General features: G+C 71.5%; 24 protein-coding genes. 15 read left to right on the forward strand and 9 right to left on the reverse strand.

The features are described from left to right. Positions 1-90 precede the first annotated feature (90 nt). On the reverse strand, positions 91-546 hold the full coding sequence (locus AB0959_RS51185) for a universal stress protein (RefSeq protein ID WP_366833887.1): 456 nt from the start codon (positions 544-546) through the stop codon (positions 91-93). A gap of 158 nt (positions 547-704) precedes the next feature. Here AB0959_RS51185 and AB0959_RS51190 point away from each other — a divergent pair, with 158 nt between their 5' ends. Continuing rightward, a complete protein-coding gene (locus tag AB0959_RS51190) occupies positions 705-1,562 on the forward strand; it encodes a polysaccharide deacetylase family protein (RefSeq protein WP_366833888.1) in 858 nt (285 codons plus the stop codon). An 89-nt stretch (positions 1,563-1,651) separates the two neighbouring features. Here AB0959_RS51190 and AB0959_RS51195 read toward each other — a convergent pair whose 3' ends face one another. Next, positions 1,652-2,317 (reverse strand): class F sortase, encoded by a 666-nt coding sequence (locus AB0959_RS51195; protein WP_366833909.1) that lies wholly within the window; start codon positions 2,315-2,317, stop codon positions 1,652-1,654. A gap of 334 nt (positions 2,318-2,651) precedes the next feature. Between AB0959_RS51195 and AB0959_RS51200 the strand changes: the two genes are divergently transcribed. Beyond that, on the forward strand, positions 2,652-3,140 hold the full coding sequence (locus AB0959_RS51200; protein WP_366833889.1) for a hypothetical protein: 489 nt from the start codon (positions 2,652-2,654) through the stop codon (positions 3,138-3,140). 140 nt (positions 3,141-3,280) lie between these two features. Here the strand turns inward: AB0959_RS51200 and AB0959_RS51205 are convergent, their stop codons facing one another. Both AB0959_RS51205 and AB0959_RS51210 read right to left on the reverse strand, forming a co-directional pair. Then, entirely contained in the window at positions 3,281-4,045 is a 765-nt protein-coding gene (locus AB0959_RS51205; RefSeq protein WP_366833890.1) for a hypothetical protein, read from the reverse strand. A gap of 16 nt (positions 4,046-4,061) precedes the next feature. After that, on the reverse strand, positions 4,062-4,190 hold the full coding sequence (locus AB0959_RS51210; RefSeq protein ID WP_366833891.1) for a hypothetical protein: 129 nt from the start codon (positions 4,188-4,190) through the stop codon (positions 4,062-4,064). A 727-nt stretch (positions 4,191-4,917) separates the two neighbouring features. On the opposite strand from AB0959_RS51210, the gene AB0959_RS51215 reads away from it, so the two are divergent. From AB0959_RS51215 to AB0959_RS51235, 5 genes are all read left to right on the forward strand, one after another. After that, the gene (locus AB0959_RS51215) at positions 4,918-5,946 is read left to right on the forward strand and encodes an SCO0930 family lipoprotein (RefSeq protein ID WP_366833892.1); all 1,029 of its coding nucleotides are present in this window, start codon (positions 4,918-4,920) and stop codon (positions 5,944-5,946) included. Positions 5,947-6,366: 420 nt separating this feature from the next. Next, positions 6,367-7,179, forward strand: coding sequence for an SAM-dependent methyltransferase (locus AB0959_RS51220; RefSeq protein ID WP_366833893.1), 813 nt, complete (start codon positions 6,367-6,369; stop codon positions 7,177-7,179). Further along, positions 7,176-9,320 carry an EAL domain-containing protein gene (locus tag AB0959_RS51225; protein ID WP_366833894.1) on the forward strand — a complete coding sequence of 715 codons (2,145 nt, stop codon included), beginning with the start codon at positions 7,176-7,178 and terminating at the stop codon, positions 9,318-9,320. Before AB0959_RS51220 ends, AB0959_RS51225 begins: the two co-directional genes overlap by 4 nt. Positions 9,321-9,747: 427 nt before the next feature. Then, the gene (locus AB0959_RS51230) at positions 9,748-10,758 is read left to right on the forward strand and encodes a WYL domain-containing protein (protein ID WP_366833895.1); all 1,011 of its coding nucleotides are present in this window, start codon (positions 9,748-9,750) and stop codon (positions 10,756-10,758) included. Positions 10,759-10,850: 92 nt separating this feature from the next. Then, the gene (locus AB0959_RS51235) at positions 10,851-11,369 is read left to right on the forward strand and encodes a DUF4240 domain-containing protein (RefSeq protein ID WP_366833910.1); all 519 of its coding nucleotides are present in this window, start codon (positions 10,851-10,853) and stop codon (positions 11,367-11,369) included. On the opposite strand, the gene AB0959_RS51240 is transcribed toward AB0959_RS51235, so the two are convergent. Further along, positions 11,336-11,698, reverse strand: a complete 363-nt coding sequence (locus AB0959_RS51240) for a hypothetical protein (protein ID WP_366833896.1) — start codon at positions 11,696-11,698, stop codon at positions 11,336-11,338. The genes AB0959_RS51235 and AB0959_RS51240 overlap by 34 nt on opposite strands. Before the next feature lie 100 nt (positions 11,699-11,798). Continuing rightward, the gene (locus AB0959_RS51245) at positions 11,799-12,572 is read right to left on the reverse strand and encodes a peptidoglycan recognition protein (protein ID WP_366833897.1); all 774 of its coding nucleotides are present in this window, start codon (positions 12,570-12,572) and stop codon (positions 11,799-11,801) included. 639 nt (positions 12,573-13,211) lie between these two features. Between AB0959_RS51245 and AB0959_RS51250 the strand changes: the two genes are divergently transcribed. Then, positions 13,212-14,396, forward strand: coding sequence for a MarP family serine protease (locus tag AB0959_RS51250; protein ID WP_366833898.1), 1,185 nt, complete (start codon positions 13,212-13,214; stop codon positions 14,394-14,396). Between the two features lie 81 nt (positions 14,397-14,477). Here the strand turns inward: AB0959_RS51250 and AB0959_RS51255 are convergent, their stop codons facing one another. After that, on the reverse strand, positions 14,478-14,966 hold the full coding sequence (locus AB0959_RS51255) for a GNAT family N-acetyltransferase (RefSeq protein WP_366833899.1): 489 nt from the start codon (positions 14,964-14,966) through the stop codon (positions 14,478-14,480). Between the two features lie 71 nt (positions 14,967-15,037). Here AB0959_RS51255 and AB0959_RS51260 point away from each other — a divergent pair, with 71 nt between their 5' ends. Together AB0959_RS51260 and AB0959_RS51265 are read left to right on the forward strand one after the other, a co-directional pair. Continuing rightward, positions 15,038-16,024: a TIGR01777 family oxidoreductase gene (locus AB0959_RS51260; protein ID WP_366833900.1), complete on the forward strand. Its 987-nt coding sequence runs from the start codon at positions 15,038-15,040 to the stop codon at positions 16,022-16,024. A 476-nt stretch (positions 16,025-16,500) separates the two neighbouring features. Continuing rightward, positions 16,501-17,877 (forward strand): NAD(P)/FAD-dependent oxidoreductase, encoded by a 1,377-nt coding sequence (locus AB0959_RS51265; RefSeq protein WP_366833901.1) that lies wholly within the window; start codon positions 16,501-16,503, stop codon positions 17,875-17,877. Between the two features lie 42 nt (positions 17,878-17,919). Here AB0959_RS51265 and AB0959_RS51270 read toward each other — a convergent pair whose 3' ends face one another. Then, complete coding sequence (locus AB0959_RS51270; protein WP_366833902.1) at positions 17,920-19,398, reverse strand: regulator; 1,479 nt, start codon at positions 19,396-19,398, stop codon at positions 17,920-17,922. Between the two features lie 293 nt (positions 19,399-19,691). Between AB0959_RS51270 and lipB the strand changes: the two genes are divergently transcribed. The 4 genes from lipB to AB0959_RS51290 all read left to right on the forward strand — a co-directional run bounded on the left by lipB (position 19,692) and on the right by AB0959_RS51290 (position 23,082). Further along, positions 19,692-20,489, forward strand: a complete 798-nt coding sequence (lipB, locus tag AB0959_RS51275) for a lipoyl(octanoyl) transferase LipB (RefSeq protein ID WP_366833903.1) — start codon at positions 19,692-19,694, stop codon at positions 20,487-20,489. Between the two features lie 261 nt (positions 20,490-20,750). Further along, positions 20,751-21,716 carry a lipoyl synthase gene (gene lipA, locus AB0959_RS51280; RefSeq protein WP_366833904.1) on the forward strand — a complete coding sequence of 322 codons (966 nt, stop codon included), beginning with the start codon at positions 20,751-20,753 and terminating at the stop codon, positions 21,714-21,716. A 303-nt stretch (positions 21,717-22,019) separates the two neighbouring features. After that, positions 22,020-22,223: a hypothetical protein gene (locus AB0959_RS51285; RefSeq protein WP_366833905.1), complete on the forward strand. Its 204-nt coding sequence runs from the start codon at positions 22,020-22,022 to the stop codon at positions 22,221-22,223. A gap of 157 nt (positions 22,224-22,380) precedes the next feature. Further along, positions 22,381-23,082 carry a DUF4191 domain-containing protein gene (locus AB0959_RS51290; RefSeq protein ID WP_366833906.1) on the forward strand — a complete coding sequence of 234 codons (702 nt, stop codon included), beginning with the start codon at positions 22,381-22,383 and terminating at the stop codon, positions 23,080-23,082. A gap of 180 nt (positions 23,083-23,262) precedes the next feature. Here the strand turns inward: AB0959_RS51290 and AB0959_RS51295 are convergent, their stop codons facing one another. After that, entirely contained in the window at positions 23,263-23,730 is a 468-nt protein-coding gene (locus tag AB0959_RS51295; RefSeq protein WP_366833907.1) for an RDD family protein, read from the reverse strand. Positions 23,731-23,928: 198 nt separating this feature from the next. On the opposite strand from AB0959_RS51295, the gene glnA reads away from it, so the two are divergent. Beyond that, positions 23,929-25,338, forward strand: coding sequence for a type I glutamate--ammonia ligase (gene glnA, locus AB0959_RS51300; protein ID WP_366833908.1), 1,410 nt, complete (start codon positions 23,929-23,931; stop codon positions 25,336-25,338). Positions 25,339-25,510 lie beyond the last annotated feature (172 nt).

A 25,510-nucleotide genomic window follows, 5' to 3' on the forward strand; every position in this document is an offset into this window, starting at 1 on the left:
CCAGGCCAGGCCCTTCAAGTGGGCCAAGACGGCCGACCAGATCCTCGACCGAATCTGCCGTTACTGCTCACGCATCTCCGAACCAGGTCACTAGGGAACGACCGTCACCGGCCAGCGTCCCGCCTTCACCAGCCGGATCGCCACGGAACCGATGATCCGGTGGCCGGCCTGCTCGGAGGCGCCCACCACGACCGCGTCCGCCTTCAGGTCGTCCGCCGCCGTCACGAGCCCGTTGTACGGGTCTCCGCGGAACGTGTGGAACTCCCAGCGCACGTCGAAGATGCCCTTGACGCGCTCGGTGGCGTCCCGGATCTCCGCGATGAGGCCCTCGGCGATCTCGTCGGTCGTCTGCGCGGCGGGCACACCGAACGCGGCCCCCGCCGCCATCACCGGCTGGATGTACACCACGGCCAGCAGGGCGTGCTGTCGTCGGGCCAGACCGGCCGCGTAGGCGGCCGCGCGGAACGACGAATTGGATCCGTCCACCCCGACGAGGATCACCTTGGGCCCGTCCGTGCCGCGCTCGAACCGGTGCTGCTCTGTCACGCCTGCGAGGCTATCGAACCCGCTGGTCCCGGGTTCACCCCGGGCGTCGCTCGATCGGCTGTACGGAACCCGAACGCGCTGCTCCTCCCGGGTGTTTTCCTGCGTCCACACCGGTGTCGTTGGGGTGCGTCGCCCGTGCAACGGGTCACTGATGAGTCATGACGAAGGATCACATGTTCACGCGGCGCCGACTGCTGATGGCCGGCGCTGCCGTCGTGGCCACGTCCGGTGCCGCGGGCGCGGCCGCTCTGCTCGGCGGGGAGACCGCCCCGGGCGGCGCGGGCCCCAGCCCGGTGCCCGGGGGGACCCCGGCGGCGGGTTCGCCGACGCGTGGTGGGGTCAAGCCCTCCGCGTACCGGCTGCAGCCCCTCACGGGGTACGGTCCGCCGCGCGCCCGCGTCCGGACCCTCGTCCGGCGCGAGCCCTTCCTTCGCGTGGCCGGGATGGGCCGTGCCATGGTGCTGACCTTCGACGACGGCCCGGACCCCCGCTACACCCCCGAGATCCTGCGCACCCTGCGCGAGTACGACGTCCACGCCATGTTCTTCGTCTGCGGCTCCATGGCCGCGGACCACAAGGACCTGCTGCGCCAGATGGCCGACGACGGGCACGTCGTGGGAAACCACACCTGGTCCCACCCCCTGCTGACGAAGATGTCGTACTCGGCGATCCACGCCCAGATGGAACGCACCAGCGAGGTCATCGAAGAGGCGTACGGCGAGGCGCCCCGGTGGTTCCGCGCGCCCTACGGCGCCTGGAACCGCGCGGTGTTCCACATCGGGGCCGACCTGGGCATGGAACCGCTGGGCTGGACGCTCGACACGCTCGACTGGCGGAGCCCGGGCACCCGCACCATCGTCGAACGGATCGAGCGCCAGGCCGACCCGGGCGTGGTGGTCCTCTCCCACGACGCGGGCGGCAACCGCTCCCAGAGCGTACGGGCGCTGCGCGACTATCTGCCAGGCCTGCTGGACGCGGGCTACCAGATCACCGTGCCGCGACGGCGGATGGTGTAGGGCTGTTCAGGCCCGCGGCCCCGGCAACACCCAAAAGGCCCGCCCCCGGTGACACCCGGAAGGCGGGCCCAACCCTGTCGTCGGGGCCCTCAGCGGACCTCGATCATGCGGGCGAACACCACGACGTTCCCGTCGTAACCGTTCTGCTTGGAGAAACCGCCCCCGCACGTGATGACCCGGAGCTCCGGAACACCACTGTTCCCGTAGACGCGGTCCCCGGGGAAGTTCTCCTTCGCGAACACCTCGACGCCGTAGATCTCGAAGACGGCCGTCTTCCTGTCGCTGCGCTGGACCTCGATCCGGTGCCCCTTCTGGAGCGAGCCGAGTCCGTAGAAGACGGCCGGGCCGTGCTGGTTGTCGACGTGGCCCACGAGGACGGCCGTGCCGTTCTCCCCCGGGGACACCGCGCCGGTGAACCAGCCGGCGAGGTTCGGGTCGTCGGGCGGCGGCGCGTCGACCCAGCCCTGCAGGTCCAGGCCCACGGGGATCACGGGGGTGTCGACCTGGATCGACGGGATCCTGATCCGCTCGACCGCGGCGTACGGCAGCGGGGACGGCATGTCGGCGAACAACCCGTGGGGGGTGGCTTCGCGGTCGGCGGCCGCCGCCGACGCCGGCTGTGGCGGACCCACGTCGAACTCCCCGGAGCCGTTCCGGATGAGGGCGAGGCCGGTCAGCAGAACAAGCGCTATGACGCCCCACGGGGCGCGCTTCCTCCGCCGCTCCTCTTCGTCGGCCAGTTCGGACGAATACATTCGCCATCCCCTCTCGCCCCGGCCGTTGTCGCGTCCGTCGCGCATGGCACAACGCTAAGCGCAGCACGCGGACTCGGCGACGGGGCCGGTGCGAACGGGTGGACGGCCGTACACGGGGCGTGCGCCATCCGTGTCGCCGTCCTCAGGTTTTTTCCGACGGCCGATGACCTGCGGCGATATCCGATCGCGGGCGATTTTCCCGGCGTGTCCTCTCACCAGGACGGACCAATCCCGAAATGCGCCCCACCGCGCGGCAACTGAGGGTCTGGTCAGGAGGCGCTTACTCACCGATCGACCGGGGACGGGTCCCGGGGCGCCTTCCCCGGAGGCTCACATGCGTACTACTCGTGCCCTGGCGGCGTCCGCCGCCGCGGTCGCCGCGCTCGGGTTCGCAGCGCCCACGGCCGCCGCGTGGAACGATCCGACCTCGGTCACCGCCCAGCCCAGTGTCATCGCCCGCGGCGGACAACTGGTCCTCACGGTCAAGGGTGAGGCGTGCACCGCCGCGAACAGCACGATCAGCTCGGCCGCCTTCCCGACGACGAAGCTGAGGTCGATGGGCGGCGACACGGCGACAGCGACCGTGACCGTCAACTCGAACGCCACCCCCGGCGCCCAGAGCGTCACGACCAACTGCGACGGCCGGCAGAGGACGTTCAACAACGTCTTCACCGTCATCGGCGGCGTCCGCGGTGGCATCGGCGGCAGCAGCACCTCCGGAGCGACCCCGACCGACATCGCGATCGGTGGTGGTCTCGTCGCCGTCGCCCTGATCGGCGGTGGGGTGTTCTGGATGCGCCGCCGCTCCGAGAACAAGATCTGAGCCCAGCCACGAGCACGGGCGGACGAAGAGACGAAGACATGACGACTTTCGCCCCGGACCCACTCGGGTCCCGGGGCGAAACGCCGTGCGGTGAGAGGTGCCGACCGCGGGACGCGCGGGGCGGATCCCGTTGAGAGCCGTCAGTCGCCTGCCTTGGGGAACAGCTGCAGCAGCGGTTCCGTCGACGCCGTGAGCCCCCGGTTGTACGGCGCGTCGAAGTCCCAGACGAGGAACAGCAGGAAGGCGATGAGAGCGGAGAACAGGCCGGCCAGGATCAGCTCGCGCGGGGTACGCCGGATCTGCAGGGCGAACACCATGCCGACGGTCACGACGGCACCGGTGATGAGCCCGAACCACACGACGCCCGGCATGGCCGGGCCGGTTGAGTCGGCGCGGGCGCTGCGCGCGGCGTCGGCGGCGGCCACCTGGTCCACGAGCGGCTGGTAGGCCTGCGCCTCGAAGTCCGACCGGGGCTCGTAGTCGGTGACGTCCTCGCGGATACGGTCGAGGAGACGGGCGCCGCGCTCGGTCATCTCACCGCGCTCGGCCATCACCTTCCACTCCTTGGTCACGACGTGGTCCACATACGTGTCGACGTCGCCCCGGATGCGGTCCCGCACGTCCGCCGGGTAGACGCGCACCCGTTCGTTGATCTCGTGCAGGGCCTGTGCCTCCGCCTGGACGTGGTCCTGGGCGACGCTGCGGGCCTCCCACACACCGGCGATGGCCAGACCCAGCACGATGGCGTACACGACGCCGATCATCATCGTGATGTACTCGATGACGTCGGGGGTCTCGGACGGGTCGTCGTCCTCGCGCGCCGTGTGATGCCGCACCACGGCCACGACGAGGACGACGACGCAGGCGGCCGCCATCGCGAGGGTGAGAACAAGCCATTCCGACAACGGATTCCTCCAGGGATCAGCGCGGACGCAGCGCGGCGGCGGCGAACAGCGCGGGCACGGTGACGAGCAGGGCGAGTGACACGAGGGACGGACCGCCGCGCTTCGCCTGCCCGCGGGCGGACGGCCGGTACGGCGGATAACTCACCGGGGACGGCGACGGCTTGGGCCGCGCCTTCGGCGGCGGGGGCTTCGGTGCCGCGGGGGCGGGAGGCGGGGCCGGTGACGGCGGGGGCGGTACGGGCCTGGGCGCGAGCGTCGGGGCGGGAGGGGGCGTCGGCTTCGGCCTCGGCGCGGGGGGTGTCGGGGTGGGCTTCGGCGGGGGCGGTTTCGGCGTGGGGGTGGGTGTGGGGGTCGGTGTGGGAGGACACGACGGTGTCGGGGTGGGTGTGGGCGTGGGGGGACACGACGGTGTCGGGGTGGGCGTCGTCCTCGCCGGGACCGCACCGCGGGTGCCGCTTCCCGCGAACGCCACCGCGACGACCCCGCCGCCGTCCGTGGAGGCATACGCGCAGGCAGTGGCGGTCGCCGTCGCACTCGGCACCCCCACGAGGAGCCAGGTCAGTGCGAGCAGGGCCAACAACCGTATGGCGAGGGCGGATCGGGTCCGCTGGGGTCCGTGCACGACGGAGATCATCGGCCCTGACGCGCCCGCACACGCCCGAGCGCCGGGTGATTGCCCCGAACGGGGGACAAGCGTGCCTCGGGAACGACGGACGAGTGCTCCCCGTACACGACTCACGGTGGGGCTCGTCACAGGTTCCGGAAAGAAATTTGTGCAGTGGTTGAACACAGCTGCCACCTCCCTGCGTACCTAGGGCCAGCGAGCGGCGCGGCAGGGCGCTGCAAAACCCAAAGGAACACGGGGAGTTACGATGAAGACCTCCTGGCGGAACGCCTCACTCGTAGCAACAGCTGCGTGCATGCTGGCGCTCACGACGGCGTGCGGTCAGGACAGCGGCAGCACGTCGAGCCAGAACGTCGGCGCCACCCAGCCGGCCGGCGGTATCGACCTGGGAGCCGGCGGATCCGCCACCGGCTCGGGCTCGGGCTCCGGCTCCGGTACCGACACCGGTGCGCAGGAGCAGGAGGGTGCCTCGGCGCAGGGCGCGGCAGCGGGTCAACTGGCCGTGTGGAACAGCAAGAAGAACGGCAAGGTCCTCACCGACAGTGCCGGCTTCACCCTCTACCGCTTCGACAAGGACACGGCCGAGCCGCCGAAGACGACCTGTGAGGGCGACTGCGCCACCACCTGGCCGCCCGTCCCGGCCTCCGGCGCCACGGCCGCCGAAGGCGTCGACAAGTCACTGCTCGGCGAGGTGACGCGCCCCGACGGCACCAAGCAGCTGACGATCGGCGGCTGGCCCATGTACCGGTACGCCAAGGACGCCAAGGCCGGTGACATCAAGGGCGAGGGCCTGAAGGGCTCCTGGTACGCCTCGGCCCCCGACGGCAAGAAGGCCTCCGGCGGCGCGTCCGACGCGGGCGACGACGGCGGCGAGGGCTCCGCCGAGGCGATCGGGGACCTGCCCGGTCTCTCGACCCGTGAGGACCCCGAGCTCGGCACGGTCGTCGTCGACAAGAACGGCATGACCGTCTACCGCTTCGAGAAGGACACGCCGTGGCCGATGAAGTCGGCCTGCGTCGGCGCCTGCCTGGAGAAGTGGCCGGTCGTCGCCCCGGTCGACGCCGCCGACACCAAGGGCATCGACAACAAGAACGACGGCCGCAAGGGCTACGTCGTCCTGAACCGTCCGGACGGACAGAAGCAGCAGAGCATCGACTGCTGGCCGCTCTACACCTTCGCGGGTGACAAGAAGCCGGGTGACACCAACGGCCAGGGCGTCGGCGGCACCTGGTACGCCATCTCGCCGGAGGGCAAGCCCCTCGGCAAGCCGAAGTAGACGTTTCCCCTCCCCAGGGATCGATCCACCGCAGTCGGCCGAAGGAGGTGTTCGAGAGTCAGAAGTGCCGGATGCACAGAGCCAGGGCACAATCCCCGGTCCGCCCCCTCCGCACCGCACGGAGGGGGCGGACCACTTGGCGTGTCCGGACACGTGCCCGGGTACGTCCGGAGGTGGACGGAAATCGCGGGCACCGCGCGCGCCGGAACCGTGACTCCGCGCGCTTCCCGCACACGCTCCGGATCGGACCGCGTTCATTCCGTGAAGCACTTCACAGGGCGACAATTCGGCACTTGCCGGAGGCAGTGCCATGGAACGGACGGTCAATTTCCGTTTGGGCTCGCTCCATTGGCGGGCGATCAGTAGCCTCAGCTCGAACACTGGATCGCCTACGCCACACCCGAAGCGTTGGAGTGATAGATGGAGCGTCCCGCCTGGGCCCCGCGGAGCATCGACATCACGGTGCCGTCCGTGGCCCGCATCTACGACTACTTCCTGGGCGGTTCGCACAACTTCGAGGTCGACCGGGAAGCGGCCCGCAGGGCCATGGAGTTCGTTCCGGGGATGCCCAAGATCATGCAGGCCAACCGGGCGTTCATGCGACGCGCCGTGCGGTACGCGACCGGTGAGGGCATCACCCAGTTCCTGGACATCGGTTCCGGCATCCCCACCTTCGGCAACGTCCACGAGGTCGCCCGCCAGGCCCACCCCGGCGCACGCGTCGTGTACGTCGACCACGACCCGGTGGCCGTCGCGCACAGCCAGGCCGTGCTGGAGGGCGACGAGGACGCCGACGTGGTCGCCGCCGACCTCCGCAAGCCCCTGGACATCCTCGAAAGCCCCCAGGTCGGGCGCCTCATCGACCTGAACCGGCCAGTCGCGCTGCTCCTCGTTGCCATACTGCACTTCGTGGAGGACGCGGACGACCCGTACGGAGCGGTGGCCGAGCTGCGCGACGCGCTCGCGCCCGGCAGCCTGCTCGTGCTCTCGCACGCCGGGTACGAGGGAATACCGCTGCCTCCCGAGCGGGCCGAGGGAGCGGTCGACGTGTACAAGGACATCCGCAGCCCGCTGATCATGCGCACGCGCGAGGAGATCGCGCGGTTCTTCGAGGGGTACGACATGGTGGAACCCGGACTGGTGCCGTTGGCGAACTGGCGACCCGACACGGCACCCGAGGACGAGGATCCGTACGCGTTCTCAGCGATCGCCGGCGTGGGGCGTACGGCGTGACCGCGGGGCCGGACGGGCCGGAGGACAGACTGCGCCGGTTCGCGACGATCTGGAGCCGGGCGGTCTTCCCGGTGACCGCCACGTCGCTCACCCGGCCGGAGCTCGAGGAACGACTCCTGCCGCTCGCACGGCGGTTGAGCGAGGCGCTGCGGGCCAGGCACTTCGACGCGGACGCCGGCAGGGAGGTCGGCGCCGCGCTCGTCGACGCGCACTGCACCGACCCCGACGCTCTCAGCCACTCGCTCGACTGCGTGGACGCCTACCTCGTCCTGTACTGCGGCGAGGACGGCCCCGCGGAGGACCTGCGCGCCCGCTCCTCCCGCCTGCAGCACGCCATGGCCGCCGGATACGCCCAGGCGCTGCGGCAGCGGACGCTGGCCGAGCAGGAGGCCATCGCCCAGGCCGCCCTCAACGCCCAGGGAGCGGTCGCCCAGGCGCTGCACGAGAGCGAGGCCCGCTTCCGCGCCGTATTCGAGGGCGCCGCCATAGGCATCGGCATCGCCGACCTCGAGGGCAACATCCTCCAGGTGAACGGCGCGCTGCTGCGCATGTTCGGCGGCTCCGAGCACGCGGTGCGCGAGCGCAACGTCCAGGACTGGACGCACCCCGAGGACGCCCCCCAGGTGTGGCGCCTGTACGAGGAGCTGGTCCGGGGAGAGCGGGAGCACTACCACACCGAGAAGGCGTTCTACCGGCCTGACGGAACGGTTCTGTGGACCAACCTCACGGTCTCCCTCCTCCGGGACGCGGACGGGTACCCCCGCTACCAGCTGGCGCTGATGGAGGACACCACCGAGCGCCGCCTGCTCAACCTCCGCCTGCGCTACGAGGCCACGCACGACGCGCTCACCGGACTGCCCAACCGCACGCTCTTCTTCGAACGCCTGGAGAAGGCGCTCTCGGCGGGCGAGGGCCAGCGCTTCGGCCTGTGCTACCTCGACCTCGACGGCTTCAAGACCATCAACGACAGCCTCGGCCACGCGGCCGGTGACCGCCTGCTGGTGGAGATCGCCGACCGTCTCCAGTCCTGCGCCACCGCCCCCGGCGAGATGGTCGCCCGGCTCGGCGGCGACGAGTTCGTGGCGCTGACCACCGGGACCGACACGCAAACCGAGGTCGACGAACTCGCCGACCGCATCATGAACGCGCTCGTCACCCCGGTCCGCATCGAGGGCCGCGAACTCCTCGTACGCGGAAGCGTCGGCATCGTCGAGGGCCCGGCGGGGGAGCGCGGCCCGGCGGAGGTGCTGCGCAGCGCCGACATCACCATGTACCGGGCCAAGTCGGCGGGCGGCAACCGCTACGAGATGGCCGACGCGGAGGCCGACGCCCGCGCCATCACCCGGCACGGACTCACCACCGCTCTGCCCGCGGCCCTCGACCGCAGCGAGTTCTTCATCGAGTACCAGCCCCTGGTCCACCTCGGCGACGGCACGGTACGCGGAGCCGAGGCCCTGGTGCGCTGGCTCCACCCTCAGCACGGTGTCCTCGGGCCGGATCGTTTCATCCCGCTGGCCGAGCACACCGGGCTGATCGTTCCGCTGGGCCGCTGGGTGCTGGAACAGTCGGTGCGCCAGGCCCGGGAGTGGCAGGAGCGGCACAAGGACAAGCTGGGCACGGGTCCGCTGCGGGTGAACGTGAACCTGTCTCCCTGCCAGCTCACCCACCCCGGCCTCGTGCAGGACACGGTGGACATCCTGGAGCGCGCGGGACTGGAACCGGACGCGCTGTGTCTGGAGGTGACGGAGTCGGCGTTGATCGGCGCGGACGACGAGGTGCTCAAGCCACTGCGGCGGCTGGCCGAGATGGGCGTCGACATCGCCCTCGACGACTTCGGTACGGGGTACTCCAACCTGGCCAACCTCCGCCGCCTCCCGGTGAGCGTGCTCAAGCTGGACCGTTCCTTCACCCAGGGCATGCAGCAGTTCCCCGCGGATCCGGTGGACCTGAAGATCGTCGAGGGCATCGTGTCCCTCGCTCATGGCCTCGACCTCACGGTCACGGTGGAGGGCGTGGAAACGGGTGCGCAGGCCGAGCAGCTGCGGATCTTGGGCTGCGACACGGCCCAGGGCTGGTATTACGCCCGTCCGGGGCCACCGGAGCGGTTGCACGAGCTGGCGCTGGTGGACGCGAGCGGCTGACCGCCGGTGGGAGGGCGGGTTTGTTTCGCCCCCGCCGCCCTTACCCGTCCCTCCCCCACTCTCGGCTCCGCTCGAGCGGGGGGACCCCCATCCGGGGCTCCGCCCCGGACCCCGCTCCTCAAACTCCCCCAGCTACCGCTGGGAGGTGCCCCCAAGGGGCTGGATTTGCGCGGCAGGGGCTGGTTTTCAGGGACTCTGAAGACTGGCGGCTTTCAGGGACGCGGAAAGCTGGGCATCTTTCAGGCGCGCGGGGACTGCCCGGTTTCAGGCGCGCGGGGAACTGCGCAGGTCTTTAGGGGCGCGGGGAACTGCGCAGGTTTTCAGGGGCGCGGGGAACTGCCCGACCAGCCACACCCAACCCGCAGCCAGCCCACCCACCCAAACCACCCACCCGCGCCCCCCGGAGGGGACCCGGCATCATGAGCCCATGCGTGCTGCCCGGCTCATCAAAATGGTGCTGTTGCTCCAGTCCCGTCCCTCCATGACCGCGGCCGACCTGGCCCGCGAACTGGAGGTGTCCGAGCGCACGGTCACCCGCGACGCGCAGGCGCTGTCGGAGGCGGGCGTCCCGGTGTACGCGGACCGGGGACGAGCCGGCGGATACCGGCTCATCGGCGGGTACCGCACCCGCCTCACCGGCCTGGCCCGCAGCGAGGCCGAGGCACTGTTCCTCAGCGGCGTACCGGCCGCCCTCCGCGAAATGGGCCTGGAGGACGCCGCCTCGGCCGCCCGGCTCAAGGTGTCCGCCGCCCTCCTCCCCTCCTTCCGCGACGCCTCGCGCACGGCCGCACAACGGTTCCACCTGGACGCCCCCGCCTGGTTCAAGGAGCCCGAGACACCCGGTCTGCTGCCGGCGGTCGCGGACGCCGTCTGGGACGACCGGCGGATCACGGCCCGCTACCGGCGCGGGAACGGGGAGTCTCAGCGGGAAGTGGAGCGCGCGCTGGAGCCGTACGCGCTCGTCCTGAAGGCGGGGGCCTGGTACCTGTGCGCACGGGTGACGGAAAGGATGACGGAGACGGAGACGGAGCAGGACTCCTTCCGGGTCTACCGCATCGACCGCTTCACCGCGGTGGCCGTCGGCGAGGACCGCTTCACCCGGGACGAGGAGTTCGACCTGCCGGCCTTCTGGGAGGAGCGGGCCGCACAGTTCGCGCGGTCGATCCTGCGCACCGAGGTCGTGGTGCGGTTGACCGGGGAGGGCGCGCGGCGGCTGGTGCACGCCGTCGACCCCGTGTCCGCCAGGGAGGCGCTGGCGGCCGCGGAGGACCCGGACGAGCGTGGGTGGGTGACGGTGACGCTGCCCGTGGAGTCCGAGGAGGTCGCCCACACCCAGCTCACGGCCCTGGGCCCGGAGGTGGAGGTGCTGGCCCCGGCAACCCTGCGCAAACGGTTCTCCGACGACGCGGCACGTCTCGCGAAGCTGTACGACTCGTGAAGGCACGGGGCTCGCGGAGGCCTCACCGCCCACGACAATTTCACCGCACTCCAGGTGCGTGCCTCCCCGAGAGGGCCGATGCTGGTCCCGTGATGGACGAGACGGAGTTCTGGGAGCTGGTGGACACGACCCGGGAGGCCGCCGAGGGCGACCCCGAGGATCAGGCCGACCTGCTCGTCGAGCGGCTCGTCCAGCTGGACCCCGACGCGGTGCTGGACTTCGCGCGGCACTTCGAGTCCCGCTACAACCGCGCGTACCAGTGGGACGTGTGGGGCGCGGCCTGGGTGCTCCTCGACGGGGCCGGAGACGACGTGTTCGACTTCTTCCGGTGCTGGCTGATCGGCCAGGGCCGGGAGGTCTACGAGGGCGCGGTGCACGATCCGGACTCGCTCGCCGATCTCCTGGACGACTTCGACGAGGAGGTCGACGGGGACGGCGAGGAGCTGGGGTACGCGGCGGACGAGGCGTACGAACAGCTCACCGGGGCCGTCGCCCCGGACCTCGGCATCCCTTCCGCGCCGCCCGAACCCGAGGGCACTCCGCTGGACTTCGAGAACGAGGCCGTGCTCGCGGAGCGCTACCCCAGGCTCTGGGAGCGGTTCAGGACCTGACCGCGGGACGTGGAGCGCGGCAGGTAGGCGTACTGCGCGGCGGCGTAGGGCGCGGCGTGGTGCGGCGGCTGCCGACGCGGCTCCTGGTGCGGTTCCCTGTGCGGTTCCCGGTCCGGGGCCGCGGGGCGGTGCAGAGGCGCCGAGTTCGCCCGTTCCAGCGCGGACGCGGTGACGGCGGACGGGCCGAGCACGACGGCGACGGTCGCGCAGGCCACCGTCCAGGGGCTCCGCAGGGACGCGGACCACGGCTTCCTCGTGTGCTTCGAAGCGCTCTTCGGATCGGACTTCAGATCGGACTTCAGATCGGTCTTCGAACGACTGCTGCTCATCTTCCCCACCTCCGGTCGGCGTGACACGACGAAGCTAGGGCGCCGGTCTTGGAGGACTCTGTGAGGTGTCCGCGCCGCGCCTGTGAACCCGGTGGGCGGATCAGGAACGGCCCTGGAGACGCGCCGCGGCCTCTCTGATCGCGGGGAGCCGTTCCGCGAGGGCCGCGCCGGGGCAGGTGGTCATGTAGCCGTCGCTGTGGCCCGCGAGGGCGGGCAGCAGGACCGTGGTGCCGGCGGGATACCGGCTGTGGCTGTTGCTGGACCTCAGGTGGACACCGCCACGCGGGTCGACGTCCGCGAGGCCCAGCTTCCAGGCGGCGAGGGCGGCGATCGCGTCGGTCATCGCCCGGGGCACCGGCACGCCCGCCGTGAACGTGCCGATGGCCGCGATGCCCGCCGTACGGTGGTTGAAGCCCTGGGTGTGGGCGCCGGTGACGGGCCGGTCGACGCCGCCCGCGCGCCCCTCGTAGATGGTGCCGCAGCGGTCGACGAGGAAGTTGTAGCCGATGTCGTCCCAGTCCCGGCCACCGGTCTGTCCCGCGTACAGGTAGCGGATGATGCGGGGCGTCTCCGCGCAGTCGTAGTCGTTCGGCGAGTCGGTGTGGTGCACGAAGACCGCCACGACCCGGTCGTCGTACCGGGCGGGCGGCTGGCTGCGCGCGGCGTCGCCCAGCCAGCGGGCCCTCGGCACGATCGACGGCCGGTCGGCCCTGTGCGCGACGGCGGGCCGGGGCGTCGAGGGATGGTCGGCACGGCGCTCCGTCCGGTCCCCGCCGGCCGTCGCCCACAGCACCAGCCCCAGCACGACGGCGAGCACGGGCAGGCAGGCGAGCAGGACGCGGATTCGGGTGCGGGCGCCGCGCGGCGCCCGCACGGGCGACTCCTCCTCACGGTCCGCCCCCGGCGGACGTGGAGGCGACGGATCCCGGCCGGTTCCCGGTGGTCGTGAGGGCGACGGATCCCGGCCGGTTTCCGGTGGTCGTGAGGGCGACGGATCCCGGCCGGTCTCCGGCGGTCGTACGGTCCGCCCGGTCCCCTCGGCGGGCCCGGCCACCGGCGGACCGGAGGCCTCCGACCCGTCGGCACCCGAACGCCGCTCGGCGGCCCGCCCGGACTCCGTAGTCGGCCCGGACACTGCGGCACGCCCGAGGTCCGCGGAACGCCCGAGGTCCGTGGAACGCCCGAGGTCCGTGGAACGCCCGGGCTCCACGGCCCGCCCAAGGTCCGCGGAGCGCGCTCGCTGCTGTGCGCGTCCGCCCAGCGCAGCCCGTATCCGCCCCCGTCGCCGCCGTCGCGTTCGCGCCGTCCGGAAGACACGCATGGCCTCAGCTTGGGCCCGCCCCGGCCCCGCCGCGACGTGGGGTGCGCCACCCGGTGGAACCATCGTCCCGGTCCGGGACGTTTTTACAGGTCCAGGCACGTGTGGCCGATTCCGCTGGTCCGCGCGGGCCTGCCTGATCACTGGGCCCGCCCCACGCGTACTACTAGGGGTCCCGAGAGAAAGGCGCCTGGAGTGGACGTGCTCGACATCCTGCTGTTGCTGGTGATCCTGGCCTACGCGGCGTCCGGTTACCGCCGTGGCCTGGTCGCCGGCTGCGTCTCGCTGGCCGGGTTCGTGGGCGGCGCGGTCGTCGGGGTGTGGGTGTTGCCCTGGGTGATGGGCCTGGTGACGGCGGGGACCCCGGCGGCGACGCTCACGGCCGTGCTGACGGTCCTGGCGCCTGCGGTCGTCGGACACGAGCTGGCGGGGCGTCTGGGGCTGCGTCTGCGCGGGGAGTTGGAGCGCGGCCCGCTCCGGGTGGCCGACGGCGTCGGCGGCGCCGCGGCCAACACGGTCGCCGTCCTCATCGTCGCCTGGGTGGCCGCCAGCGTGCTGGGCGCGTCCTCGTCCCCGGTGGTGACGCAGGCGATCCGTGACTCGGCGCTGCTCGGCGCCGTGCAGAACACCATGCCGGAGACGACCCCGACCTGGTTTTCACGTGCCACCTCCGCGCTCACCGAGGCGGGCTTCCCGCAGGTCTTCAACCCGTTCGAGAACGAGGCGACGGCTGAGGTCGCCAAGCCCTCCGGGGACAGCGTCACGACGGCCGCGACGAGTGCGGCCAAGCGCAGCACGGTGAAGGTGGAGGGCGTCGCCGACGGTCAGGGCCGCGAGGGCAGCGGCTTCGTCTACTCGGCGCGGCACGTGATGACGAACGCCCACGTGGTGGCGGGCATCGACGAGCCGACCGTCCGCGTGGGCGGCGTGGGCCGCACGTACGAGGCCCGGGTCGTCCTGTTCGACCCCGACAAGGACGTGGCCGTCCTCTACGTGCCGGACCTCACGGCGCCCGTGCTCCGCTTCGACGACTCCGCGGGGCGCGGTGACTCCGCGGTCGTCGCCGGCTACCCGCAGGACGGCGGCCTCGATCTGCAGGGGGCCACGGTCGCCAGCCGGATCAACGCCACCGGCCAGAACATCTACAGCACGGACACGGTCACCCGGGAGATCTACTCCATCCGCTCCACGGTCCGCCCCGGCAACTCCGGGGGCCCGCTCCTCAGCACCGACGGCACGGTGTACGGCGTCGTCTTCGCCCGCTCGACCTCCGACGACGAGACCGGCTACGTCCTGACGGTGGACGAGGTCGCCGGGGAGGCCCAGCAGGCGAGGAACGCGACGACGCCGGTGGACACGGGCGAGTTGATCGCCTCGTAGCCCCGCCGGACGAGGGATCCGGCCGCCGTGGGCTGTCAGAGGCCGTGTCAGAGGTCGCGTCAGGGGTTGTCAGAGGTGTTGTCAGAGATAACGTCCCATCAGGACGTCGTCCACGTACTCCCCTTCGAGCAGGAACTCCTCGGGCAGGATCCCCTCCACCACGAAGCCCTCGGACTCGTACAGCTTCCTGGCCGGGGCGTTGTGCCCGAGGACACGCAGGGTGAGCCGTCGTGCGTCCTGTCGCCGGGCCTCCTCCACCACGGCCCGCAGCAGCGCCCGGCCCACCCCGGCGCCGCGTGCCGTCTCGGCGACGGCGAGGCCCTGGATCTGCCGCACATGGGAGTTGCAGGCGAGCGGGGTCGGGTAGCCCAGGCGGATGTAGCCGGCGAGCCGTCCGCCGAGTTCGGCGACGAGATGGTCCCGGGGCCCGAACCGCTCGCTGAAGAAGGGCTCGTACGGCGGTTGGGGGCGCGGTTGGACGGAGTGCAGCGTGGACCAGGTGACGCGGTCGAGGAGGCCGAGCGCGTCCTCGTCGTCGGGTGTGGCGAAGCGTATGTACGGAACCGGCATGGGGGCCACAGTACGGCGATCGGAGCAGCCCCGGCCGTGTGTCGCGGCGGCCCGACCGGCAGGATGTACCCATGAACGCTGATGCGCCGCTGGACGACGCCGACGCTCCGCTCGATCCGCTCGATACGGAGGCGTCGCTGGGTACCGAGGGTGCCCCGGCTCCCGGCTCCCGGATCGCGATCGCCGGGGCGTCCGGGCTGATCGGTTCGGCACTGGCACGCTCGCTGCGGGCGGACGGGTACGAGGTGGTACGGCTCGTACGGCGGACGCCGCGGGGCGAGGACGAGGTGCGGTGGGACCCGGAGGCCCAGAAGGTGGACGCGGCGGGGCTGGCCGGGTGCGCCGCGCTGGTGAATCTCGCCGGGGCCGGGGTGGCGTCGCGCCGCTGGACGGCGGAGTACAAGGCGAAGCTGCGGGCCGGGCGGGTGCTGGGTACGGCGGCGCTCGCGGAGGCCGTGGCCTCGCTCGACGTGCCGCCGCGCGTCCTCGTCAACGGCAGTGCGATCGGGTTCTACGGGGACACGGGTGACCGGGTGGTCGACGAGTCGGCGCCGCCCGGTGAGGGGTTCCTTCCCTCCCTGTGTGTGGAGTGGGAGGAGGCGACGGCCGCGGCGCGGGAGGCGGGCGTCCGGACGGTTTTCGCGCGTACGGGGCTGGTGGTGGCCCGTGGTGGTGGGGCCTGGGGGCCGCTGTTCCCCCTCTTCCAGGCGGGCCTGGGTGGTCGTCTGGGGAGCGGACATCAGTACTGGAGCTTCATCTCCCTGCACGACGAGGTGGCCGCGCTCCGGCACCTCATCGACACGCCGTCGCTGTCCGGGCCGGTGAACCTGACGGCTCCGGAGCCGGTGACGAACCGTGAGGTGACGGCGGCGATGGGGCGGGTGCTGCACCGTCCGACCCTCTTCTCCGTCCCCTCCCCCGCGCTCCGTCTCGTCCTCGGCGAGGTCGCCGGCGACGTCCTCGGCAGCGCACGGGTCCTGCCGTCCCGGCTCCTGGAGTCGGGCTTCACGTTCGCTTTCCCGACGGTGGAGTCGGCGGTACGGGCGGCGCTCGGCTGAGCGGGGGTTTTGTTCGCCCCCGCCGCCCCTACCCGTCCCCTCCCCGGGGCTCCGCCCCGGACCCCGCTCCTCAAACTCCCCCAGCTACCGCTGGGAGGTGCCCCCAAGGGGCTGGATTTGCGCGGGCGGAGCTGGTTTTCAGAGCCGCGGGGAACCGCACGGCTTTTAGGGGCGCGGGGAACTGCGCGGCCAGCCCCCACCCACCCGCACTCGACCCACCCACCCCCGACACCCCCACCCGGGGGTCTGGGGGCGGAGCCCCCAGGGACAGGATGGGACGGGTAGGGGCGGCGGGGGCGAAACCTCTCGGCGGGCACCAGCGGAAGCACTCACCGCACCCCCCATGCGTCCGTGCGAGGTCGACGCGCGACTGACCTCCCCCGCCCGGCGACCTACCCTCATCGCGAACTGGGGTATTCCTGAAGCCTGTTGGGGGCATGACGTCTCCAGCAACCGCGCGACCTCGGGAGGGGCACGTGCTTGAGTCGGCGCACCAAGCGGCAGCGCACACCGTGGACGTCATCGTCGTGGGAGCCGGAGTCGCCGGCCTCGCGGCCGCCCACCATATGAACAGCGCAGGACTGAGCGTCACCGTGCTGGAGGCCGCCCCCGCCGTGGGCGGCCGCATGGCCACCGACAAGGTCGACGGCTTCCGCCTCGACCGCACGGCCCCGCTGCTGTCGACGTCGTACCCGGAACTCGCCCGCGTCCCCGCCCTGGACGCCCTGGCCCTGCGCCCCTTCTCCGCCGCCCTCCTGCTGCACACCGACGGCCGGCTCCACCGGGCCGACGCGACTCCCGCCCTGCCCCGTAGCCGAAGGGGCGCACTCACCGCCGTACGCGCCCTCGCGAGCGCCCCCCGCATACCGCGCGCGCAGGGCGCCCCTCGTGCATCCCGTCCCGGCCCCCTCGGCACCCTCGCGGACCAGTCCCGCCTGGCCACCGCTCTCGCCCGGCTCGCCGCCACTCCGCCCGAACAACTCCTCGCGCGCCCGGAGCTTCCCACCTCCGAGGCCCTGGTGAGCCGGGGCTTTCCGGCACGCGCCGTCGACGGTTTCCTGCGTCCTCTGCTCACCGCCCTGCTCGCCGACCCCGAGCTCCGCACGTCCAGCCGGTGCGCCGACCTGGCCCTGCACTCCTTCGCGACGGGCCGCCTGTGCCTCCCGGAGGGCGGCGCCGACGCGCTCCCGGAGTTCCTCGCGGCCACGCTCCCGCCGGGCAGCGTACGGACGGGCGTGCGCGTGACCTCCATCAGCACCACGTCCGTCGCCACCGCCGACCACGGCGAACTCCGCTGCCGTGCCGTCCTGCTGGCCACGGGCGCACGCGCCGCGGCCCAGCTCCTGCCCGGTCTGCGCGTTCCCGCCTTCCACCCGGTGACGGTCCTGCACCACGCCACGGACGAACCCCCGCTCACCGAACCGGCGTTGGTCCTGGACGCCGACCGCGTGGGCCCGGTCTCCCACACGGCGGTCATCAGCCAGGTCGACCCGTCCCGGGCCCCGGCCGGCCGCGCGCTGATCTCCTCGACCGTGCTGGGCACGCCCCCGGACCCGGCCCACCTCGACGCCACGGTCCGCTCCCAGCTCGCCCGCCTCTACGGCACCTCGACGAACCGCTGGGAGCTCCTCGCGGTCCACCACGACGCCGAGGCCGTCCCCACGATGCCCCCGCCGCACGACCTCCGGCGCCCGGTACGGCTGCTGGCCGGCCTGTACGTCTGCGGGGACCACCGCGACACGAGCACCGTCCAGGGTGCCCTCCGCTCGGCCCGCCGGGCCGCCCACGCCGTCCTCACGGACCTGGACGTCCAACCGACCTTAGTGGCGGAGCCCCTCGAGACGGCGGCGTAACGCCCTTCATGGCCGTACGGCCATGAAGGGCGACCATACGGCCTACCCGAGCGCCGCCACCCGGTCCCGGTACCCCCGCACCGGTGCCGCGTCCCGGTACGGCTCCAGCCGGCGCTCGAAGTCGCGCACGTACTCGACCGCCCGGACGGACCGCATCTCGGCGGCCTGCCCGGCGGCCTCCGCACCGAGCTGGCAGGCCTGGTCGAGTTCGCCGAGCCCGAGCCGGGCGGAGGCGAGGACGACCCGGCAGAACAGACGGCTGCGGGCGTAGCCGGGCGCGCGCAGTTGCAGGGAGCGCTCGGCGTGCTGGGCCGCGGCCCGGTACTGCTGGAGGTCGCGGTGGCAGTGCCCGAACTCGTCGGCGAGCTGGGCCTCGTCGAAGAACCGCGCCCAGTACGGCACCTCGTCGCCGGGCTGGGCCGCCTCCAGGGCGCGCTCGGCCCGGACCAGCGCGGCCGTGCAGGCCCGCACCTCGCCGAGCACGCCGTGCCCGCGCGCCTCCACGGAGTGCAGCAGCGCCTGGATGACGGGCGGTGCGGACGATCCGACGCCCTGCTGGGCCACGCGCGCCAGCTGGACGGCCTCGCGCCCGTGGCCGAGGTAGACGGCCTGACGGCTCATCGTCACGAGCACGTACGACCCGTACATCCGGTCCCCGGCCGCCTGCGCGAGACGCAGCGCCTGGACGAAGTACCGCTGGGCGAGTCCGTGGGCGGCGATGTCGTACGAGGTCCAGCCGGCGAGCCGGGTGAGGTCCGCGGCGGCCGCGAAGAGGCGGCGGCCGGTCTGCTCGCCGTACGCGCCCCGCAGCATCGGCTCGGCCTCGTGCTCCAGGTAGCGGACGAGGGCCTGGCGGGCGTGGCCGCCTCCGTAGGCGTGGTCGAGGGCGCGGAAGAGCTCCCCCACCGAGCGGAGGGCGGAGATGTCGCCCGCGGTGACCCGCTGGCCGGGGCCGCGCTCGGTCTGGTTGCGCTGCCGGGACGGTGAGCCTGCCTGCTCGGGCGGGGCCGAGGGTTTGGGCGCGACGGGGCGGCCCTGCGCGGGGATGCGCCCCACGGCCGGTTCACCCCGTCCCACCCGGTCGTCGGCACGGCCGATCAGCCAGTCCCGGCTGGGGACGACGAGCCCCGCCGGGGTGAACGCGATCTTCCGTAGCTCGGCGTGGCTGCCGGAGTCCTTGCGCCACAGCCCGCTGACGATGTCGATGGCCTCCTCGGGGGTCGCGGCGAACTCCAGGCCCGCATAGACGGGCGCGCACGCGTCGAGGCCGAGGTCCTGGGCGGTGAGCCGGCGGCCGAGGCGGCGCGTGAACACCTCGGCGATCAGGGCGGGCGTGGTTCCCCTGGGCTGCTGGCCGCGCAGCCACCGGGTGACCGATGTCTTGTCGTATCTCAGATCGAGTCCGTGTTCGAGGCCGAGCTGGTCCACGCGACGCGCCAGCCCCGCGTTGGAGAACCCCGCTTCTGCGATGAGGGCGGCGAGCTGGCGGTTGGGGGTGCGCTGCGGGGGTCGTTCCGTCATCTGCGGTGCGGTCTCCTGCCTTCCCGATCTTCGGCGAGGTGCCCGGATTGCCTGTGAGCAGCCCTTATGGCCTCGTGAACGGCGTGAATGTAGCTGAGAGTGAACGGCCGGTCGCACACTTCGCCGTTCATTCATCCGATCGTGTGACGATTGGCCACTCGGCTGACGTGGATCGGGCGGGCGTACAGTGGCGTGGGCGCGTACATGCATGACGAACGCATCGCGCGCCCGATGAATACACGAACGAGTGCGTATCAAGTGCGTGGTGCGTTCAGTGCTGGGAGGCGCTTGCCGTGAGTGAGTTGCGGTTCGTCCACATGGGCTTCGGTGCCGAGGCCGTCGAGTACCGGGAGGCGTGGGACGAGCAGCGCCGGGTGCACGCGGCCCGGTTCGCGGACGAGATCCCCGACACCGTGCTGCTGCTGGAGCATCCGCCGGTCTACACGGCGGGCCGGCGCACGGCCGACAACGAGCGGCCCCTCGACGGCACGCCCGTCGTCGACGTGGACCGCGGCGGCAAGATCACGTGGCACGGTCCGGGACAGATCGTGGGCTACCCGATCCAGAAGCTGCCGCGTCCGGTGGACGTGGTGGCCCATGTACGGCGCCTCGAGGAGGCCCTGATCCGTACGTGCGCGGAGTTCGGCCTGGAGACCACCCGGGTCGAGGGACGCAGCGGTGTGTGGGTGCTCGGCGATCCGGTGGAGCGCCGGCCCGCGCTCGGGGGGCTGTCGCTGGACTTCGACCCCCGGTTGCAGGACGAGATGTTCGACCCGCGGCTCAACGGGCCGGAGTACGCGCCGTCCAACGCGGGGCAGCGCCGCGAGGACCGCAAGATCGCGCAGATCGGCATCCGCGTCGCCAAGGGCGTCACGATGCACGGCTTCTCGTTCAACGTGAACCCCGACAACTCGTGGTTCGACCGCATCATCCCCTGCGGGATCCGTGACGCGGGTGTCACGTCCCTGGCCAACGAGCTGGACCGCGACGTGACGATCCCGGAGGTCCTGCCGGTGGCGGAGCGACACCTGCGGGACGTACTGGAGAGCGCGGAGCCGACGCCGCGGGTGGTGGAGCGGGCGGCGGTGTAGTCGGGCGGGGGTTGGCTTTCGGGGGTGCGGAGGAGCTGGCTTTCGGGGCCGCGGGGAACTGCACGGTTTTCAGGGGCGCGGGACTGCGCGCCCAGCCCCCACCCACCCGCAGCCGACCAACCCACACCAGCCACCCCCGCCGCCCGCGCCCCCGGGACGGGAATGGCCCCCGCAAGCCGAAGGTTGCCCACCCCAGGGGACGAGAACCGTACGGGCGTACCCTGGTGTACGCCGAAGAATCGAAAGCTACAGGGAGCCGATGTGTCCGCAGTCACACCCGACGGACGCAAGATGCTGCGCCTGGAGGTCCGCAACAGTCAGACCCCCATCGAGCGCAAGCCCGAGTGGATCAAGACCCGGGCGAAAATGGGCCCCGAGTACACGAAGATGCAGAACCTCGTGAAGAGCGAGGGCCTGCACACGGTCTGCCAGGAAGCCGGCTGTCCCAACATCTACGAGTGCTGGGAAGACCGCGAGGCGACCTTCCTCATCGGCGGCGACCAGTGCACCCGCCGCTGCGACTTCTGCCAGATCGACACCGGCAAGCCCGAGGCCCTGGACCGTGACGAGCCGCGCCGCGTGGGCGAGTCCGTGGTCACCATGGACCTCAACTACGCCACGATCACCGGCGTCGCCCGCGACGACCTCCCCGACGGCGGCGCCTGGCTGTACGCCGAGACCGTACGGCAGATCCACCAGCAGACCGCCGGCCGGGAGGGCGGGCCCACCAAGGTCGAGCTCCTCGCCCCGGACTTCAACGCCGTCCCGGAGCTGCTTCAGGAGGTCTTCGCCTCCCGCCCCGAGGTCTTCGCCCACAACGTCGAGACCGTGCCGCGGATCTTCAAGCGCATCCGCCCCGGCTTCCGCTACGACCGCTCGCTCAAGGTCATCACCGAGGCCCGCGACTACGGTCTGGTCACCAAGTCCAACCTGATCCTCGGCATGGGCGAGACCCGCGAGGAGGTCAGCGAGGCCCTGCGCCAGCTGCACGACGCCGGCTGCGAGCTCGTCACCATCACGCAGTACCTGCGCCCGAGCGTCCGCCACCACCCCGTGGAGCGCTGGGTCAAGCCGCACGAGTTCGTGGAGCTGAAGGAGGAGGCCGAGCAGATCGGCTTCTCCGGCGTGATGTCCGGCCCGCTGGTGCGCTCCTCGTACCGGGCCGGGCGGCTGTACCAGATGGCGGTCGAGCGGCGGGGCGCGTACATCGCCTCCCAGGCCGTCTGACCTTCCGTACGGCAGCGGAACGGCCAGGCGCCGGCACACCCGAATGGCACTGCGTGCCACTTCCCTCGTGTGAATCTGCGCACAAGCGACTACTGCCGAGTAGTGGCCGATACGACGCGGTCCTGACCGTCCCCGCAGATAGGGGGCGTATCAGGGCCGCGTCGAGGTTCAAGGGCTCCAGAAACAAGGCTTCACTGGCGTTTGACCGGCCGGTCATGCCCTGGTAACACCATTCAGTGACGCTGGTTTCACACCACGTAGAGCCCTGAGCAGAGCCGCCATCCCTGAGGGGGGACGTCCATCATGCAGGCCGCGCCCGTCCGTGCCACCGCAATCCCGTCGTTCACCGATGCACTCCGTGCCGTCGAGTCGCTGCTCCTGAGCAGCGGCCAGCGCACCGCCCGTCGCAACGCCTGGACCTCCGTCCTGGAGGACCGTCGCCGCGCCAAGGACCGGGTCGAGGCCCAGCGGATCCTCGAAGAGGCCGTGGTCTCCCGGCTGCCCTGACGACCGCCGCGCAAACCGTCCCCATCGCGAACCTGTCGCGATCCCTGCCCAGCCCCCTGTCGCGATCCCCGTTCCGGGTCCCCACCCCGGATCCCGACTTGCTTCCCCGCCGACACCGCCGTCGTCCTCGCTCCCGGGGCCACGTAGACTTCGTGCCATGGCGAGGAAGGAAACCGCAGCGGACGCTGCGAACCCCGGGCGACTCAAGCAGATCGCCCTTACCTACAAGATGACCCGCAAGGCCGACAAGAAGATCGGTCTTGTACTCGCGGCTGTCGGAATCGTCACCTTCGGTGTCTTCCTCGCGATCGGTTTCTTGATCGGCCACCCCGTTTATCTCGGCATTCTCGGCCTCCTGCTCGCCTTCCTCGCGACGGCGATCGTCTTCGGGCGCCGTGCCGAGCGGGCAGCGTTCGGTCAGATGGAGGGCCAGCCGGGCGCCGCCGCAGCGGTGCTCGACAACATCGGCCGCGGGTGGACGACCACTCCGGCGGTGGCGATGAACCGCAGCCAGGACGTGGTGCACCGCGCCGTCGGCAAGGCGGGCATCGTGCTGGTCGCCGAGGGCAACCCGAACCGGGTGAAGGGCCTGCTGGCCGCCGAGAAGAAGAAGATGGCCAGGATCGTGGCGGACGTACCCGTGCACGATCTGATCGTGGGCACCGGCGACGACCAGGTCCCGCTGAAGAAGGTCCGCACGACGATGCTGAAGCTGCCGCGCGTGCTGAGCGGGCCCCAGGTGACCGCGACGAACGACCGCCTGCGGGCGATGGGGGACCTGATGAGCAACATGCCGTTGCCGAAGGGGCCCATGCCGAAGGGGATGCGGATGCCTCGTGGGGGTCCGAAGCTTCGGTAGGCCGTCGGCCTGTAGTTCTGGGGCCCGGGGAACCTGTTCGGTTCCCCGGGCCCCTTGCGTATGTTCGCTGCGGATCGCTGTCGGGCGGCTGCGGGTCGGCTGTGGCTGGTCGCGCCCACGCGGCGCAGCCGCATGTCGACACGGCCCCGCGCCCCTTTACAGGGGCGCACCCCGTGCGCCTCAGATCCGGAGCTCCACCGTCCGCGCCAGCCGGTCGTGCAGTCCCCTGCCGTCGCGGTCCCAGATCAGGGGTGGGATGGCGAGGCAGAGGAGGAGGGAGCGGAGGACGGCCCGGACGGGGTTCACCGTGCCGGTGCCCTCGGCCACCACGCGGATGCCGAAGAGGCGCTTGCCCGGGGTGAAGCCGACGGTGCCGACCGTCAGGACGTGGAGCAGGAAGAAGATCAGCAGCGCCCAGTTGCTGGTCGCCGGATCGTAGCCGTCGGTGATCAAGCTGTATGCGATCAAGACGCACAGGGCCCAGTCGACGGCGAGGGCTCCGAGCCGCCGGCCGGGGCGGGCGATCGAGCCGGGGCCGGACTCCGGCAGACCCAGCTGTTCACCGCGGTATCCGAAGTCGACGCCCGCGTCCTCAGCGGCCGCGCGGGGGCCGGAGAGCCACGAGCCGATTGCTTGCCTCTTGTCCACGCGACCACCGTACTTCCCCCGTACGGCCATGCTCACGGGCGGGGTGGACCGTATCCAGGTCGGTTAACTTGGACGAAACAAATGGGTCACACCTGAGTAATCACCCGTCCCTAGTGTCGAGAACAGCGTGTGCCACCGCACTGGCCGCACGAACGAACTACCACCCCGGCACGGACCGTCGGGAGTAGGAGGAGCTGGATGTTCCAGAACGCCGACGAGGCCAAGAAGTTCATCGCGGACGAGGACGTCAAGTTCGTCGACGTCCGCTTCTGCGACCTGCCTGGCGTGATGCAGCACTTCACGGTGCCGGCAGAGGCCTTCGACCCGGCCGAGGAGCTCGCGTTCGACGGCTCCTCGATCCGTGGCTTCCAGGCCATCCACGAGTCCGACATGGCGCTCCGCGCCGACCTGTCCACCGCGCGCGTCGACCCGTTCCGCCGCGACAAGACGGTCAACATCAACTTCTTCATCCACGACCCGATCACGGGCGAGCAGTACTCCCGTGACCCGCGCAACGTGGCGAAGAAGGCGGAGGCGTACCTCGCATCGACCGGGATCGCCGACACCGCGTACTTCGGCCCCGAGGCCGAGTTCTACGTCTTCGACTCGGCCCGCTTCGAGACGAAGGCCAACGGTGCCTTCTACGAGATCGACTCCGAGGCCGGCGCCTGGAACACGGGTGCCGTGGAGAACAACCGCGGTTACAAGGTCCGCTACAAGGGCGGTTACTTCCCGGTCCCGCCGGTCGACCACTTCGCCGACCTGCGCGCCGAGATCTCCCTGGCGCTGAACGAGGCCGGTCTTCAGGTCGAGCGTCAGCACCACGAGGTGGGCACCGCCGGCCAGGCCGAGATCAACTACAAGTTCAACACGCTGCTCGCCGCCGCCGACGACCTCCAGCTCTTCAAGTACATCGTGAAGAACGTGGCGTGGAAGAACGGCAAGACGGCGACCTTCATGCCGAAGCCGATCTTCGGTGACAACGGCTCGGGCATGCACGTCCACCAGTCCCTGTGGACGGGCGGCTCCCCGCTGTTCTACGACGAGGCCGGTTACGCGGGCCTGTCGGACACCGCCCGCTACTACATCGGCGGCATCCTCAAGCACGCCCCGTCGCTGCTGGCCTTCACCAACCCGACGGTGAACTCGTACCACCGCCTGGTCCCGGGCTTCGAGGCCCCGGTCAACCTCGTGTACTCGCAGCGCAACCGCTCCGCGGCCATGCGTATCCCGATCACCGGGTCGAACCCGAAGGCCAAGCGCGTCGAGTTCCGCGCGCCCGACTCCTCCGGCAACCCGTACCTGGCGTTCTCGGCGCTGCTGCTCGCGGGCCTGGACGGCATCAAGAACAAGATCGAGCCGGCCGAGCCGATCGACAAGGACCTCTACGAGCTCGCTCCCGAGGAGCACGCGGGCGTTCCGCAGGTCCCGACCTCGCTGCCGGCCGTCCTCGACTCGCTCGAGTCCGACCACGAGTTCCTGCTCCAGGGCGACGTCTTCACGTCCGACCTGATCGAGACGTGGATCGACTACAAGCGCACGAACGAGATCGCTCCGCTGCAGCTGCGTCCGCACCCGCACGAGTTCGAGCTGTACTTCGACGTGTGATGTCGCCCCAGGTCAGCGATGACCTGGACGGTCTGTGAGCCGCCGGCCGTGCCCTCCCCTCAGCGGGGGGGGCGCGGTCGGCGGTTCTTCTTTTGTTCTCGCCCCCGCCGCCCCTACCCGTCCCCTCCCCGGGGCTCCGCCCCGGACCCCGCTCCTCAAGCGCCGGAGGGGC

It is taken from the genome of Streptomyces sp. NPDC046862 (assembly GCF_040704615.1).
Lineage (GTDB): Bacteria > Actinomycetota > Actinomycetes > Streptomycetales > Streptomycetaceae > Streptomyces.

Excerpts from the sequence above, each read along its gene's own strand:
- AB0959_RS51260 (WP_366833900.1), top strand. The coding sequence starts at position 15,038 with ATGAACGCTGATGCGCCGCTGGACGACGCCGACGCTCCGCTCGATCCG.
- AB0959_RS51290 (WP_366833906.1), top strand. The coding sequence starts at position 22,381 with ATGGCGAGGAAGGAAACCGCAGCGGACGCTGCGAACCCCGGGCGACTC.
- AB0959_RS51240 (WP_366833896.1), bottom strand. The coding sequence starts at position 11,698 with ATGAGCAGCAGTCGTTCGAAGACCGATCTGAAGTCCGATCTGAAGTCC.
- AB0959_RS51190 (WP_366833888.1), top strand. The coding sequence starts at position 705 with ATGACGAAGGATCACATGTTCACGCGGCGCCGACTGCTGATGGCCGGC.
- glnA (WP_366833908.1), top strand. The coding sequence starts at position 23,929 with ATGTTCCAGAACGCCGACGAGGCCAAGAAGTTCATCGCGGACGAGGAC.
- AB0959_RS51195 (WP_366833909.1), bottom strand. The coding sequence starts at position 2,317 with ATGTATTCGTCCGAACTGGCCGACGAAGAGGAGCGGCGGAGGAAGCGC.
- AB0959_RS51215 (WP_366833892.1), top strand. The coding sequence starts at position 4,918 with ATGAAGACCTCCTGGCGGAACGCCTCACTCGTAGCAACAGCTGCGTGC.
- AB0959_RS51200 (WP_366833889.1), top strand. The coding sequence starts at position 2,652 with ATGCGTACTACTCGTGCCCTGGCGGCGTCCGCCGCCGCGGTCGCCGCG.
- AB0959_RS51255 (WP_366833899.1), bottom strand. The coding sequence starts at position 14,966 with ATGCCGGTTCCGTACATACGCTTCGCCACACCCGACGACGAGGACGCG.
- AB0959_RS51230 (WP_366833895.1), top strand. The coding sequence starts at position 9,748 with ATGCGTGCTGCCCGGCTCATCAAAATGGTGCTGTTGCTCCAGTCCCGT.
- AB0959_RS51270 (WP_366833902.1), bottom strand. The coding sequence starts at position 19,398 with ATGACGGAACGACCCCCGCAGCGCACCCCCAACCGCCAGCTCGCCGCC.
- AB0959_RS51235 (WP_366833910.1), top strand. The coding sequence starts at position 10,851 with ATGGACGAGACGGAGTTCTGGGAGCTGGTGGACACGACCCGGGAGGCC.
- AB0959_RS51285 (WP_366833905.1), top strand. The coding sequence starts at position 22,020 with ATGCAGGCCGCGCCCGTCCGTGCCACCGCAATCCCGTCGTTCACCGAT.
- AB0959_RS51220 (WP_366833893.1), top strand. The coding sequence starts at position 6,367 with ATGGAGCGTCCCGCCTGGGCCCCGCGGAGCATCGACATCACGGTGCCG.